Source organism: Gluconobacter morbifer G707, assembly GCF_000234355.1.
In the GTDB taxonomy this organism is placed as follows: Bacteria; Pseudomonadota; Alphaproteobacteria; order Acetobacterales; family Acetobacteraceae; genus Gluconobacter; species Gluconobacter morbifer.
Genome location: NZ_AGQV01000005.1, coordinates 68,058 through 81,256 on the forward strand (window position 1 = coordinate 68,058; position 13,199 = coordinate 81,256).

Annotated in this window: 14 protein-coding genes; 5 read left to right on the forward strand and 9 right to left on the reverse strand. The window is 62.0% G+C overall.

Translation table 11 applies throughout. The annotated features are described in order from the left end of the window. The first annotated feature begins 2 nt into the window (after positions 1-2). From GMO_RS07860 to GMO_RS07880, 5 genes are all read left to right on the forward strand, one after another. Positions 3-722: a gamma-glutamyl-gamma-aminobutyrate hydrolase family protein gene (locus GMO_RS07860; RefSeq protein ID WP_008851816.1), complete on the forward strand. Its 720-nt coding sequence runs from the start codon at positions 3-5 to the stop codon at positions 720-722. Beyond that, complete coding sequence (locus GMO_RS07865; protein WP_008851817.1) at positions 719-1,483, forward strand: pseudouridine synthase; 765 nt, start codon at positions 719-721, stop codon at positions 1,481-1,483. Before GMO_RS07860 ends, GMO_RS07865 begins: the two co-directional genes overlap by 4 nt. Before the next feature lie 3 nt (positions 1,484-1,486). Continuing rightward, entirely contained in the window at positions 1,487-2,086 is a 600-nt protein-coding gene (rsmD, locus tag GMO_RS07870; protein ID WP_008851818.1) for a 16S rRNA (guanine(966)-N(2))-methyltransferase RsmD, read from the forward strand. Positions 2,087-2,203: 117 nt separating this feature from the next. Next, positions 2,204-4,903: a DNA translocase FtsK gene (locus GMO_RS07875; RefSeq protein WP_008851819.1), complete on the forward strand. Its 2,700-nt coding sequence runs from the start codon at positions 2,204-2,206 to the stop codon at positions 4,901-4,903. Between the two features lie 70 nt (positions 4,904-4,973). Further along, positions 4,974-5,639: an RluA family pseudouridine synthase gene (locus GMO_RS07880; RefSeq protein WP_008851820.1), complete on the forward strand. Its 666-nt coding sequence runs from the start codon at positions 4,974-4,976 to the stop codon at positions 5,637-5,639. Here GMO_RS07880 and GMO_RS07885 read toward each other — a convergent pair. The 9 genes from GMO_RS07885 to GMO_RS07925 form a co-directional block, all read right to left on the reverse strand. After that, positions 5,636-6,322 (reverse strand): DUF4097 family beta strand repeat-containing protein, encoded by a 687-nt coding sequence (locus tag GMO_RS07885; protein WP_040508698.1) that lies wholly within the window; start codon positions 6,320-6,322, stop codon positions 5,636-5,638. The genes GMO_RS07880 and GMO_RS07885 overlap by 4 nt on opposite strands. A gap of 11 nt (positions 6,323-6,333) precedes the next feature. Then, entirely contained in the window at positions 6,334-6,744 is a 411-nt protein-coding gene (locus GMO_RS07890) for a hypothetical protein (RefSeq protein ID WP_040508701.1), read from the reverse strand. A 144-nt stretch (positions 6,745-6,888) separates the two neighbouring features. Continuing rightward, positions 6,889-7,299 (reverse strand): hypothetical protein, encoded by a 411-nt coding sequence (locus GMO_RS07895; RefSeq protein ID WP_008851823.1) that lies wholly within the window; start codon positions 7,297-7,299, stop codon positions 6,889-6,891. Between the two features lie 88 nt (positions 7,300-7,387). Continuing rightward, on the reverse strand, positions 7,388-8,818 hold the full coding sequence (locus tag GMO_RS07900; RefSeq protein WP_040508790.1) for a sugar porter family MFS transporter: 1,431 nt from the start codon (positions 8,816-8,818) through the stop codon (positions 7,388-7,390). Positions 8,819-8,907: 89 nt separating this feature from the next. Then, a complete protein-coding gene (locus tag GMO_RS07905) occupies positions 8,908-9,927 on the reverse strand; it encodes an asparaginase (protein ID WP_040508704.1) in 1,020 nt (339 codons plus the stop codon). A gap of 21 nt (positions 9,928-9,948) precedes the next feature. Beyond that, on the reverse strand, positions 9,949-10,413 hold the full coding sequence (locus GMO_RS07910) for a hypothetical protein (RefSeq protein ID WP_008851826.1): 465 nt from the start codon (positions 10,411-10,413) through the stop codon (positions 9,949-9,951). A 6-nt stretch (positions 10,414-10,419) separates the two neighbouring features. Then, complete coding sequence (locus GMO_RS07915; RefSeq protein ID WP_008851827.1) at positions 10,420-10,974, reverse strand: Fur family transcriptional regulator; 555 nt, start codon at positions 10,972-10,974, stop codon at positions 10,420-10,422. A 61-nt stretch (positions 10,975-11,035) separates the two neighbouring features. Beyond that, positions 11,036-12,934 carry a phosphoenolpyruvate--protein phosphotransferase gene (gene ptsP / locus GMO_RS07920; protein ID WP_083813634.1) on the reverse strand — a complete coding sequence of 633 codons (1,899 nt, stop codon included), beginning with the start codon at positions 12,932-12,934 and terminating at the stop codon, positions 11,036-11,038. Next, positions 12,912-13,196, reverse strand: coding sequence for an HPr family phosphocarrier protein (locus tag GMO_RS07925; RefSeq protein WP_008851829.1), 285 nt, complete (start codon positions 13,194-13,196; stop codon positions 12,912-12,914). Before GMO_RS07925 ends, ptsP begins: the two co-directional genes overlap by 23 nt. Between the last annotated feature and the right edge of the window lie 3 nt (positions 13,197-13,199).

Sequence of the window (13,199 nt, forward strand, 5' to 3'; positions counted from 1 at the left end):
CGATGATGCGGCGTATGATCCCTTCCCGTCCACCTCTCATCGGCCTGACCCTTGACCATGAACCTGGTGGGAGCGGCCAGTTCTCACGATATCCTTTCCACGCCCTCCGGGAAAACTATTTCACTGCCGTCAGCATGGCTGGAGGCCTGCCGGTCGGACTGGGTTATACGGGCGACGCGGAAGACCTGATAAGCCGGCTGGATGGACTGATCGTCACGGGTGGAGCCTTTGATATCGATCCGGCGCTTTATGGCGAGGTCCCTCATCCGCTGACCACACCACGCCCTGCCCGGACAGCCGCCGAGCAGGCACTCCTGCGCGCCGCGCTGCGGCAGAGGAAGCCGGTTCTGGGGATCTGTGGCGGAATGCAGCTTCTGGCCGTGGAAGCCGATGGCACGCTGATCCAGCACCTGCCGCCGGAACGTCTGCACGAACAGCCCAATCCGCGTCACGAGCCGGGACATGAGGTCGCCCTCCTGCCCGACACCCGTCTGGCGCGGATTGTGGGGACGGAACGGATGAATGTGAACTCATCCCATCATCAGGCCGTGCGGAACGCCGGACGGGCAACAGTTTCAGCCCGCGCTCCGGACGGTATCATCGAAGCCATCGAACTTGATGACGTTCCTTTTGCCATTGGCGTGCAGTGGCACCCCGAATTCACCCTCGACCCCGGCGACCGTCGCCTGTATGCGGCGCTGGTGGAGGCAGCAGCACGATGACCGAAGAAAACAATTCCCCCAAGGGCGAACGCATCGCCAAGTATCTGGCCCGCTCCGGCGTCGCCAGCCGGCGAGATGTGGAACGCATGATCGAGGACAACCGCGTCAAACTGGACGGCCAGCTCGTCACGCATCCGGCAACATTTATACAGCCGGGCGATATCGTGCTGGTCGATGGCAAACCGATCGATGTCCCCGAACGTACACGCCTCTGGCGGTATCACAAGCCGGATGGCCTGCTGACCACACACAGGGACCCGCAGGGACGGCCGACCGTCTTCGAAAAGCTGCCGGAAGGGATGCCGCGCGTCATCAGCGTGGGGCGACTGGACATCAATTCCGAGGGTCTTCTGCTGCTGACCAATGACGGCGAACTGGCCCGGCGGCTGGAGCTGCCGGGCAATGCCTGGGTGCGCCGCTACCGCGTGCGCGTTTTTGGCGTGGTAGATGAAAAGCGTCTGGCCTCCCTTGCCAACGGCTTCGAATATGAAGGCGTGAAATACGGTTCCATCGAAGCAGCGCTGGACTCCACGAAAGGCGACAATTCCTGGCTGACGGTCAGCCTGCGGGAAGGCAAGAACCGTGAGATCCGGCGCGTCATGCAAGGACTGAACCTGCATGTCAGCCGTCTGATCCGCCTGTCTTACGGGCCGTTCCAGCTCGGTCAGCTCAAGGTACGCGAACTTGAGGAAGTGCCGGGCAAGATCCTGCGCGAACAGATCCCCGACCTGCCGGCCCCGTCCCGGAAGCGGACGCGCTGATCCATGCGGATTGTTGGGGGGGAAAACAAAGGTCGCGCGCTGGTGGCGCCGAACGGCAATAGCACACGTCCAACCTCGGACCGGACGCGGCAGGCCATTTTCGACATGCTGGCCCATGCGCCCTGGTACGGACGGGAGGAACTGGAACAGGCCATTGTCCTGGACGCCTATGCCGGAACAGGCGCTCTGGGGCTTGAAGCCCTGTCACGCGGAGCTATCCGGGCTTCTTTCATCGAACGGGACAGGGCGGCGCTGGCGGCTCTGCGCGCCAATCTGGATGTCTGCCGCGAGCGGGACCGTGCGCGCGTCCTGAGTTGCAGTGTCACTCACCCTCCCCGCGCAACGGAACCGCATACGCTGGTCTTTCTCGACCCTCCCTATGGCAAGGGGCTGGTCGAATCGGGATTGCGGGCGCTGGCGCGGACAGGGTGGCTGGCAGAGGGCGCCCTGATCGTTGCGGAAACCGGTGCAACGGAAGATTTCACACCGATCGTGCCTCCTTCTGAACACTTTATGCCCACATTGACGCCAGAAATCCTGTCCTCACGCCGCTTCGGCGCAGCAAAGGTGACGATCTGGCGACATTCCGCCACAGTTTCTTAATTTTCCTTCTGTATTCAGAGACCTGTCAGCTATAGTTCAGAAGAAATTCCAGCATCGCAAACCAGAAAACCGACGGGGTGACGAGACTTGGCCGCGTTCAGCCGATCGACCAGCACAATGCGCAACATCGTTCGTGACGCGCATGACCGGCATATGACACCCGGATTACGCAGCGCCCTGCGCGCCCGTTTCATGGAACTGCTCGGGCTCAGCCTGCTGATCCTTGCGGTCGGAATCGGAATCGCACTCTGGAGCTTCAATCCGCACGACCCCTCCTTCAACACCTCGACCGGAACGCAGCCGACCAACTACCTCGGCCGGACGGGCGCGACCGTTTCCGACGGGCTGATCCAGTGGCTCGGCCTTGGGGCCGGACTGCCGATCGTGGTGCTGCTGGCCTGGTCCTGGCGGATGGTGCGCCACCATGGAATGAGCGTGCCGATTGTCCGCGTGCTCTCGGCGCTGGCCCTGCTTCCGGCGGGCGCGACCTTCATCGGCACCCTCCAGCTTCTCATCCCCGGTCTTCAGGTCGGATGGCCGACTGCCAGCGGACTGGGCGGGGAAATGGGTGTCTCCTGCGCCCACCGAATTCTTGACGCAGCGCAGGCGGAAGCCGGTGCGGCCGGCAATGCCATCGCCGTTCTGCTGGTTCTGGCCTTGATGGGTATTCTCATGCCTCTGGCCATGGGGCTTCAGGGACGCGAATGGCGCGCTCTGGGACAGGGTCTGCTTCTGCTGGGACGCAAGCCGCTCGATCTGGCACGTCGCATGAACGGGCCTCAGGATACACCCGGACGCCCCGCACCAGACCCTCGCCTCTATGAATTTCAGACCAGCCCGGCGGGTGGTGCGCCAGCTGCTGACGCGACCCCTCTATCCTTCCTGCGCCGGAGTTTTGGACGCAGCGACCCGCGGACGCGGCCCGAGCCGTTCGTGCCGGAAAACACAGGTTGGATGCAGCCACCCCTTGAAGGGCCGGACGATTCCTACGAGGCTCCTGCCGCCACGCGCAGAACCTCCCCGACACCACCCCCCCTCCCGCAGGAAGAGGACGCCCCTTCCAACCCCTATGCCGAACGTCTGGCCCAGATTGCCCGGCAGCGTGATTCCGCTCCGCCCGCACCGCGCCATGTGGATGACGAGGGCGATGACGAGTATCCGCAGAGCAGCATCGAGCCCCAGCCGCAGCCCGTGCCGGAGAAACGCGGCTTCTTCGGCATGCGCCGGGCCGAATGTCCGGCCGCGCCGGTTGCCGCCACGCCACGGCCGGCTCCACGCTCTCCGTCCGGAACAGGCTGGCAGCTCCCGGCGCTTCAGCTTCTGAACCCGCCACCGCCCCATGCCACTACGGGCCCCTCACAGGAAACGCTGCAATCCAATGCCCGTCTTCTGGAAAGCGTTCTGGCTGATTATGGCGTTCAGGGCACAATCGGGGACATTCACGCCGGGCCGGTCGTCACGCTGTATGAACTGGAACCCGCACCGGGCATCCGCTCGTCCCGCGTGATCGGGCTGGCGGATGACGTGGCGCGCTCCCTGTCCGTCCTGAGCGTGCGCATTGCCACGGTTCCGGGCCGCAACGTGATCGGTATTGAAGTCCCGAACGCCAAGCGCGAAACCGTGTACTTCTCCGAGCTGCTCCAGACGCCCGAATGGGCGAACGGCACGGGGCGTTTGCAGATCGCGCTAGGCAAGGACATTGCCGGTGTCCCGGTTTATACGGACCTGGCGAAGATGCCGCATCTACTGGTGGCGGGCACCACCGGTTCGGGTAAATCCGTGGGTGTGAACGCGATGATCCTATCGCTGCTCTACCGACTCAGCCCGGAAGAATGCCGCCTCATCATGATCGACCCGAAGATCCTCGAACTGTCGATCTATGACGGCATTCCGCACTTGCTGACCCCCGTCGTGACCGAACCGCACAAAGCTGTCAGCGCGCTCAAATGGACGGTGCAAGAAATGGACCGTCGGTATCGCCTGATGGCCCATCTTCAGGTTCGCAATATCAACGGTTACAACGAACGCGTCACGCAGATCCGGACGACGGGCGAGATGGTGACCAAGCGTGTCCAGACCGGCTTTGACCCCGAAACCGGCAAGCCCGTCTTCGACGAGCAGCAGGTACCGCTGGAGAACCTGCCCTATATTGTCGTGGTCATCGACGAGATGGCGGATCTCATGATGGTGGCGGGCAAGGAAATCGAGTCCGCGGTCCAGCGTCTGGCCCAGAAGGCACGTGCGGCGGGCATTCACGTCATCATGGCGACGCAGCGGCCCTCCGTGGATGTCATCACCGGTACCATCAAGGCCAACTTCCCGACCCGGATCTCCTTTCAGGTCATCAGCAAGTTCGACAGCCGGACCATCCTCCAGGAACAGGGCGCCGAGCAGCTTCTGGGACAGGGTGACATGCTGTTCATGCAGGGTGGCGGTCGCATCACGCGCGTCCATGGTCCGTTCGTGGCGGATGAGGAGGTCGAAGCTGTCGTGGCGGATCTGCGCTCCAAGGGAGACCCGATCTACAACGATGATGTTGTCTCGGGCGGGGATGATGACGGCGCTGCGACCGGCGGCAGTTCGAGTGCCTCCGGTGGAGGCGGCGATGGCGAGGGCAGTCTTTTCGAACAGGCGGTCGATATCGTCATGCGGGAAGGCCGGGCGTCCACCAGCTTCATCCAGCGCCATCTGTCGATCGGCTATAACCGGGCCGCCAAGCTCATCGACCAGATGGAGAAGGAAGGCATCATTGGCCCTGCCAACCATGTGGGCAAGCGCGAGATCCTGATCCGCCGCAAGACGGATGAGGAAGAATGACCGGCGGCCGCGTAGGCCCCACTTCCCATCCGGCCCTGTCTCTTCGGCGGCATCGCCTACCCCACGGGCCTTGTTCCGTGAGGGATGCGCCCTACCCGTCCTGCTGGAGACACCGCGTTTCCTGATCCTGAACAAACCGGCCGGACTGGCGGTTCACCCCGGCCCTTCCACGCGGGATTCCGTTGAAACGCGGCTGGTTCCCCATCCACGTGGCGGCCCCTGGCTGGCACACAGACTGGATGCGGATACAGCCGGCTGTTTGCTGATCGCCCGACGCAAGACGGCTCTTCTGGAAGCACAGGACGCTTTCCGTCACCGCAGGACGCACAAACTGTACTGGGCCGTCGTGGTTGGAAACCCACCGGAAGACAGCGGCAGCATCACGGGCCCTCTGCTCAAACGGTCGGACCGGAACGGATGGCGGATGGTCGTGGACGCGAACGGGGACAATGCCCGGACGGACTGGCGCGTTCTGGGTCGGAAGGATGGTCTATGCTGGCTGGAACTGGATCTTCTGACCGGACGCACCCATCAGGCCCGTGCCCATTGCGCAGCAGCACTCGGGACTCCGATCCTGGGCGATCCTGTTTATGGAACCTCCTGCCCTGCGGGGCTGCATCTGCTGGCCCGGCGACTGGAGGTCACGGTACCGGAGAGTGTACTGGCCGCCGAAGCTTCACCCTCCCCGGCCATGGCGGCCACATTAAAGGACTTTGGCTGGGACAGTCAGTTCTAGTCTTGAACAAGCCGGACCTTACCACTTGTCGTCTTGATGTGAATCTGGTCACGGCCACCATTCACACTGCCGGTCACGGTAACAGTCCGGGTTTTTGTCGAAGAGAGGACATGGCTTTCCCATTCCCCGGTCGCGACCGTCAGGCCAAGCGCCTGCTCTACCGGAAAGGTACTGTCATGGCTGCTCTGAACGGCCCGGATGTTGAAGGTTCCGCTGAAACCGGGTGACAGATGCAACGTCACGTCTCCGGAAACCGTAGTCAGATCGATGATCCTTGGCGTTCCGGCCGGAGCAGGCACGGTCAGTACCACGTCCCCGCTCGTACTTTTGATGTTCACGTCCCGGTTCACGGCACCAAGGGACATATCACCGCTGATGGCATGAATGGTGAGAGAGCCATCTGCGTGACCCAGACGGACATCCCCGCTGACCGTGTGGATTTCGGTCCGGTCAGTGGCGCTGCGGACAGTGATGTTCCCGCTGACTGTCCGGATTGATAGCGGGCCGGATACTGAGCCGAGCGTGAGATCACCGGATATCGTGGACAGCGTTCCACCGGTAGGCAGGTCGGACAGGGTCAGGTCATCACTTATGCTCTTCTGCACGAGCGGACTGGCGACGGCGCTTCCTGCCAGACAGAAAACACCAGCAAGGACACGGGAAATGCGAATCAGGGGAAGCATGGCGGTCTCCTTCACGCGCAGAACCGTGCGGACGCAACGGAACGGTTGAGCAGAAGGGCATGCATGCCCCGGGCGATGGCCCAAGCGGTCAGAAGACCCCAGCACAGCGTCAGACCCCACGGAATGACCATGAAAACCAGTCCCAGTCCCGCCGTCAGGGCGCCCAGACCGGCAACCATGAGATGAATGGCCCCGATCACGGTCAGGGACAGTGCGCCATACCAGAAAAGACGGATCTGCCAGTCCAGCTGCGCCCGGTTCAGAGCGGTAGCGTTCCGCCGGACCCTATGCGCAATCAGCACTCCGATGAAGGCCGTCACACCTGTAAAGAAACCGGCGATATACAGCCCGTAAATCAGCAGGATCAGGTCCCGTCCCGTGTCCTTCCGGACAGGCTCGTAAGGCATGTGGGCTGCGTACATGAAGGTATTCCCTGAAAGAATGGTCTCAACAGGGAGAGATCATGCAGAAATCATGCCAACACTGTTTTGCCGTACTTTCTGGCGTAGAGGGTGAACACAGGGGAGATCAGAATGGCGAGATCCACCAGTTTCCGGAGCCGGTTTTCAGTCTGCTAGCGTATGAAGCCGCCGGGGTACGGGGCCTTCTCCTGTCGTCAGGGCCCGGACGCCATAGATCAGGGATACCAAGAGCGCGATGTTCCACAGCGTGAAGATTCCGATTGGCAAAAGAAAGATCAGTTGCCCCGGTCCAGAACTGCCAGGAGGTTCGGTTATGAAACAGGCTCCGAACAGGGCAAGACAGCCAATAATGAACGCCACATCATACCAGAAAAGGCGGATCAGCCAGTTCAAGTGAACCCGCTCCAGCCCCTGGCTCCCTCCGCGCAGCACATAGGCCAGGATAACACCGACCAGCAGCGTGATACCCGTGAAGAAACGCGCAATATACAGGCCATAGACCAACAGGACGCCGCCGCGGCTCACATTGGTGGACGACAGAACGGATTCATTCATGAAGCAGTATCCTTACTGGCTGCATCCTATAAAAAAACGTCCGGTCAGACGACCGGACGTTTCACGGGTCTGGTCGAGGCAGATCAGATCAGCGACCGAGCTTCCGCAGTTTCACGCCACTCATGAGTCGCTGCTCGATCAGGGCCAGCGACATGCCCCGGGTTTCCGGTACGAACAGAATGGTCAGCACCAGAAACAGGGCATTCAAGCCTGCAAAAAGCCAGAACGTGCCCGCCGTTCCCAATATTTCCATCAATGTCAGGAAGCTGACGCCAACGAGCAGGTTCGTCATCCAGTTCGTGAAGGTGGAAATCGCCATTCCAAAATCACGCCCGGCCATGGGCTGGATCTCCGAACACAGCACCCACATCAGCGGCCCGGCTGACATGGCGAAACCGGCACAAAACACCATCAGCAGAAAAACGGCGGCAATCTGGGAAGACTGCGTCGTCATGCCGGTCTGGAGCAGAAGCGCAAGAGACGCCATGCCCAGCGCCATGACGCTGAACCCGGTATAGAGGATCGGCTTGCGCCCCCAGCGGTCCACCAGCCCCACCGCCACGAACGTCGCCAGCATGTTCACAAGCCCGATGATGGCCGTGCACCACATCTGCGCCTGAGCATCGAAATGCGCTGCCGCAAGGATGTTGGGTGCGTAGTACATGACGATATTGATCCCCGCGAGCTGCTGCATCATCTGGAGCATGATGCCCAACGCGACGGACCGCCGGAAGTTCGGGTTCGTGCGGAACAGCCGGAAACCTTCCTGTTTTGTTTCAAGCTGGGCGCGAATGGCACGAATCTCCTTGGCCGCTTCAAGCGGATCATCGCGCAGGTCGAGCAGGATCTGACGTGCTTCCTTGTGCCGTCCCTGCATGATCAGCCAGCGCGGACTGTAGGGCAGGAAAAGCACTCCGATCAGGAACAGGACGGCCGGAATGGCGGCCACACCGAACATCCACCGCCAATCCCCGCTGTAGGAAAAGTACGTATCGGACAGGAACGCGATGAAAATGCCGACGGTCACCATGAGCTGATAGGTCGAGACCATTGCCCCACGGGAATTTTCACTGGCGATTTCGGAGAGATAAAGTGGCGCGGTAAAAGCGGAAATTCCGACGGCCATTCCCATGATGACGCGAAAGACGATCATGGATGCCACGGACCAGCTCAGCGCGCATCCGACCGTACCGATCCCGAAAATGGCTGCACCCAGGATCAGGGTATGCTTGCGTCCGAGCGTGCGGGACAGCCAGCCGGCCGTCAGCGCGCCTGCGGCAGCCCCCGCCATCATGGAACTCACCACCCATTCCAGGGCGACGGTGGACGCATGATACTGATGGCCGAAAAGGTCGAGTGCCCCTGCCACAACCCCGATATCAAGACCGGACATCAACCCTGCCAGCGCTGCGATCACGCCGATGGCGATGATCTTGAACCGGGTCGCATCGAAAAAGGAGAACGTTGTATCGTCAGTCTGGGGCGGAACGGGCTGTGTGGTCTCGACCTGATGATTCATGAAGTGGCGGCTGCCTTTCGTGTGGGTGAACGGAACGAACATCTCCCCTTGTTAAAGATGTCCATTCTGTAACCTATAACACGAAAAAGTTAATCTGTCAGGGCAGCCCGGATATCCCCGACCGTCATGCCATTCCAGTTCCTGAGGGTCTGCCGCGCCGTACTGTCCAGAACCTGACGGTCTTCGGCTGTCCGCAGGAGCGTATCGCTGCCGAATTTCCGCAATAGGGCCGACATGGCGACTTCCGCCGCACGGTTGGCGCCATCATCCGTCTTGATCGCAAAGCCAAGGCCCTGTTCGGGCAGGGCGGCGACCATCACGCCCTCCGCACCCATCTTGACGAAAGCACGGGTTCCAAACTGTTCCATGACCGTCGTGTCGTAACGTCCGCTGCCAGCTACCATGAACGGATTGTCCGCAACGGCCTGCCGCAGCCGCGCCGTGGCTTTCGCGCGACCGGCAGACAGCCCGTGACCGGTTCCAAACCGGGCGAAAGCCAGGGCGAGTGCCTGGAGAGGTACGGCGTAGGTAGGCATGGAACAGCCATCAATCCCGCGATTATCCGCGTCATGAGGCGTTCCGGTCATGGTCTCCAGAACAGCCGTGACGCGCCGCTGGATCTCATGTGCGGGGTCGATATAGCCGGTCGGGTCCACGCCCTGGTCGCAGGAGAGACACACCATCCCGGCATGTTTGCCGGAGCAGTTGTTATGAAGCGCGCAGGCCTGCTGATGATGCGCCGCCAGTATGCGCCCCGCCGGCTCGTAAGTCGGCCAGTGTGTGCCGCATTCCAGGGACGTCGCATCCCGATTCACTGTTTCCAGCATGGACGCCGCTAGCCGGGTATGGGCTTCCTCGCCACCATGGGATGCACAGGCCAGCGCCAGCGCTTCCGCCGACAGTCCCAGTCGGTCCGCCGCTCCGCTCTCCACCAGTTCAATGGCCAGAAGCGCCTTGACGGTGGAACGTGGAAAAACGGCGGCATCCACATCGCCGCTAGCCCAGACAATGTTTCCATCCGCATCCACCACCACCGCACAGCCCAGATGGCGTGATTCCACCCGTCCGCCCCGCGTGACTTCGGCAAGGAGCCCCGATTGTCCTGTCATATTCCGATGTTCCCCGTTCCGTTATCTGATCGTGCCGGCCTGAAAGACGAGGACATAGCATTTCTGTCCTTTCGGCCCATAGGGGCGCAGCCAGGGCAGGATCAGGCGGCGGCGGACACGCAGGATCCGCACGTCCTGCTCTGGTGAGGACGCTGCCAGATCAGCCGCCAGTCTCATACCGTCCAGAAAAACCGTTTCATCCGCCAGAGCCAGCCCGTCGCGCAGACAACCCTCGCCCTGCGCCATTTCTACCAGTGCATAAAGGAATGCTTCACCGGATGGCGGACGGAAACCGGACGGTTCAAGAAGACAGGCTTCCACGTCCGCTGCGGGAAGATGGGTCTGTGGCGGCTGCCAGTCCAGCAGGTCGGGCTGTGAAGAGGATGCGGGCGGCTGAGGACGGGAACTGACGGGAGGACGATCCTTCCGCTGCACCGGCAGGGCGGGGAAAGGCAGCGCGGCCGACCGGGAGCGACGCTCGCCCACTGTCTGCTAGCCGTGCCCGGCTGTCGGGGCGGCGATAGATCCATCTTTCTGGCAGGCGGCGCACAGACCCTCGATCTCGACGGTAGCAGCCTCTGCCCTGAACCCCACCTTCCGGGCGGCAGTCATCAGGGCAGGCGCCACCGTTTCCTGTTCCAGTTCCCAGGCCCGGCCACATTCCCGACAGATCAGGAACTGCGCGCGATGCACACCCCATTCCCCGTGGTCACATCCGTGATGACAGACCACCGCATGAGAGCACGCCACAAACGCGCTCAGACGCTCAAGACGATGAATCAGTCCGTGCTCAAGGAGGAAATCCAGTGCACGGTAAACCGTAGGCGGAGCGACATTCGGATGAACGGGCCGCAATCGGCCCAGCAGGTCATAGGCTCCGGAGGGCCGGTCATGCGAAAGGATCAGGCCGAGGATCTGACGGCGTGTTTCCGTCAGGCGCTGCCCCCTGTCACGGCACCACTCCGCCACGTCATCAAGGCGCGCGGTCACTACGGGAGAAAATGAAAGGCCTTCCGGGACGGAAGGGGCAGAAAGCGAATCCGGCATGACGTCAATATGGCACTTCAGGATGTTTTTTCGATAGGGCCGAACGGAATTCCCGCAGCGCTCAGGGCGCAAACTGCCGCACAAGCTGGCGTATGGTCTCCGCGTCCGTTTCCATCATGACCTGCCGTCGCAACTGGTCACAGTCTTCCAGCGACAGGGTCCGGAGCAGACGCTTGACTCGCGGCAGGGACGCTGAATTCATGGAAAAAGACCGTAGGCCCAGCCCGATCAGCAATGCCACGATCTGCGGAACAGACGCCATTTCCCCACAGACCGATACCGGCCTACGCGCCCGAAGCGCTGCATCCGCCGCCATACCGACCAGTTTCAGCACGCCCGGATGCAGAGGCGTATAACGGTCCGCCACCATGGAATCCGCACGATCCACGGCCAGCGTGTACATCGTCAGGTCATTGGTGCCGAGGGCCATGAAATCGGCATGCTGGGCCAGCGTATCCGCTGTCAGGGCCGCCGCCGGGGTTTCAACCATGATGCCCAGAGGTGGAAGCGGATCGGGCAGGGTATGTCCTTTCCGTTTCAGGCGGCGCGCCACCTTTTCATAGATCTCGCGTGCGGCGGTGATTTCATCGGCGGACGTGACCATCGGCAGCAGCACCCGCACAGGCCCGGGCGTATCCTGTCCATCATGAGGCATGGCTGCGCGAAGGATGGCGGCAAACTGCGTTTCCAGAACCTCTGGCACACGAAGCAGAAGGCGGATGCCGCGCAGGCCCAGCGCCGGATTATCCCCGTCCGCAACGTGTTCGGAAATGCCGAGACGGCGCATGCAGGCACGTCCCTTCTCTCCGCCCCAGTCGAGCACACGAATCGTAACCGGGCGTCCGTCCATGGCTTCCACAATGGAGCGATAGGTTGCGGCCTGCCCGTCCTCGTCGGGGAGGTCATCGTGTTCGCCAAACAGGAATTCGCTACGCAGGAGACCGATTCCCTTGGCTCCGTTCCGCAGGATCATTGGCAGTTCGGCAGGCAGTTCCAGATTGGCCAGAAGCTCGATCGGCTCGCCACCGTGAAGCTGCGCCGGAAGACGCTTGAGACGCCCGAAGGCGCGTTTTTCCTTTGCCTCCTTTTGGGCGGCCTCACGTGCAAGACGCAGTTCCGTCTCGCCGGGAGACAGGGTGATTGTCCCGAGATGCCCGTCCACGACCAGCATCTCGCCTTCCTGCACCTGTGCCATCAGATCCGGCACGGCAAGAATAGCCGGGATATCGAGGGCGCGCAGGAGAATAGCCGTATGGTCCGCCCCGCCACCACCTTCCGTCACGACGGCCGCAACGCGGGCAGGGTCGATCATTGCCACATCCGCCGGACGGAGCTGCTCCGCCACGAGCACCGAGCCGGGCGGCATGCTGGAGAAGGCGCGATAGGAAATACCGCTCAGATTCCGCAGGAGCCGGCGACCGATTTCCTCAAATTCGCCCGCCAGGCGCAGATTGGCATCCGCGTCCTGATCCTCGTTTTCCTGCGCCATGGCTTCGGCGGTGCGTGCAACCTGAAGCGCCAGCGCTTCGCTGACCTCGTCCACAGCGGCCTCGGCGCACAGGCCATCTTCCTCAATCCGCGCCCGTATCTGCCGCGTCAGGCGCGAAGGCCCCAGCATACGTTCATAGACCGTCAGGAGCATGGCGATTTCTTCGCGCCCCTCTTCCGGCAGTCCGACCAGACGGTCCCGCATCTTGTCGATCTGATGAAGAGCACGGCCAATGGCCTCATCAAGACGGACAAGCTCGGCTTCCGGGCCGATGGCGCTGAAACGTTCGCTGATTTCGGGAAGCGACAATTCCTCGACACGACCGGCCGGTCCAAGGCCGATTCCCTGTGTGATAGCTTTTCCCTGCAGGGTAACGGATGACCGGTGACCGCGACGACTGGCGCGGGGCGAACGTCCTTTCACGCTGCGCCCTGACGAACCCGGACCATCAGTCACGCTCACCGAATCCATCGGCAATCAAGGCTTCAAGCGCATCCAGAGCCTCGGCGGCCTGCGGCCCGTGGGACCGGAGGGTTACGGTTTCCCCTTCCCCGGCGCCGAGCATCATCAGCCCCATGATCGACAGGGCCGAGACCACATTGCCACCCCGTTCAACCGTGGTTTCAGCGTCAAAGCGCTCGATGGTCGTAACGATTTTTGCGGCCGGGCGAGCGTGCAGGCCCAGATGATTGACGATGCTGACGGTCCGGGGGGAAAGGGTCGTATCGCTCATGCT

Excerpts from the sequence above, each read along its gene's own strand:
- rsmD (WP_008851818.1), top strand. The coding sequence starts at position 1,487 with ATGCGGATTGTTGGGGGGGAAAACAAAGGTCGCGCGCTGGTGGCGCCG.
- ptsP (WP_083813634.1), bottom strand. The coding sequence starts at position 12,934 with ATGGATTCGGTGAGCGTGACTGATGGTCCGGGTTCGTCAGGGCGCAGC.
- GMO_RS07890 (WP_040508701.1), bottom strand. The coding sequence starts at position 6,744 with ATGTACGCAGCCCACATGCCTTACGAGCCTGTCCGGAAGGACACGGGA.
- GMO_RS07895 (WP_008851823.1), bottom strand. The coding sequence starts at position 7,299 with ATGAATGAATCCGTTCTGTCGTCCACCAATGTGAGCCGCGGCGGCGTC.
- GMO_RS07860 (WP_008851816.1), top strand. The coding sequence starts at position 3 with ATGATGCGGCGTATGATCCCTTCCCGTCCACCTCTCATCGGCCTGACC.
- GMO_RS07875 (WP_008851819.1), top strand. The coding sequence starts at position 2,204 with ATGCGCAACATCGTTCGTGACGCGCATGACCGGCATATGACACCCGGA.
- GMO_RS07905 (WP_040508704.1), bottom strand. The coding sequence starts at position 9,927 with ATGACAGGACAATCGGGGCTCCTTGCCGAAGTCACGCGGGGCGGACGG.
- GMO_RS07865 (WP_008851817.1), top strand. The coding sequence starts at position 719 with ATGACCGAAGAAAACAATTCCCCCAAGGGCGAACGCATCGCCAAGTAT.
- GMO_RS07885 (WP_040508698.1), bottom strand. The coding sequence starts at position 6,322 with ATGCTTCCCCTGATTCGCATTTCCCGTGTCCTTGCTGGTGTTTTCTGT.
- GMO_RS07925 (WP_008851829.1), bottom strand. The coding sequence starts at position 13,196 with ATGAGCGATACGACCCTTTCCCCCCGGACCGTCAGCATCGTCAATCAT.
- GMO_RS07900 (WP_040508790.1), bottom strand. The coding sequence starts at position 8,818 with ATGAATCATCAGGTCGAGACCACACAGCCCGTTCCGCCCCAGACTGAC.
- GMO_RS07915 (WP_008851827.1), bottom strand. The coding sequence starts at position 10,974 with ATGCCGGATTCGCTTTCTGCCCCTTCCGTCCCGGAAGGCCTTTCATTT.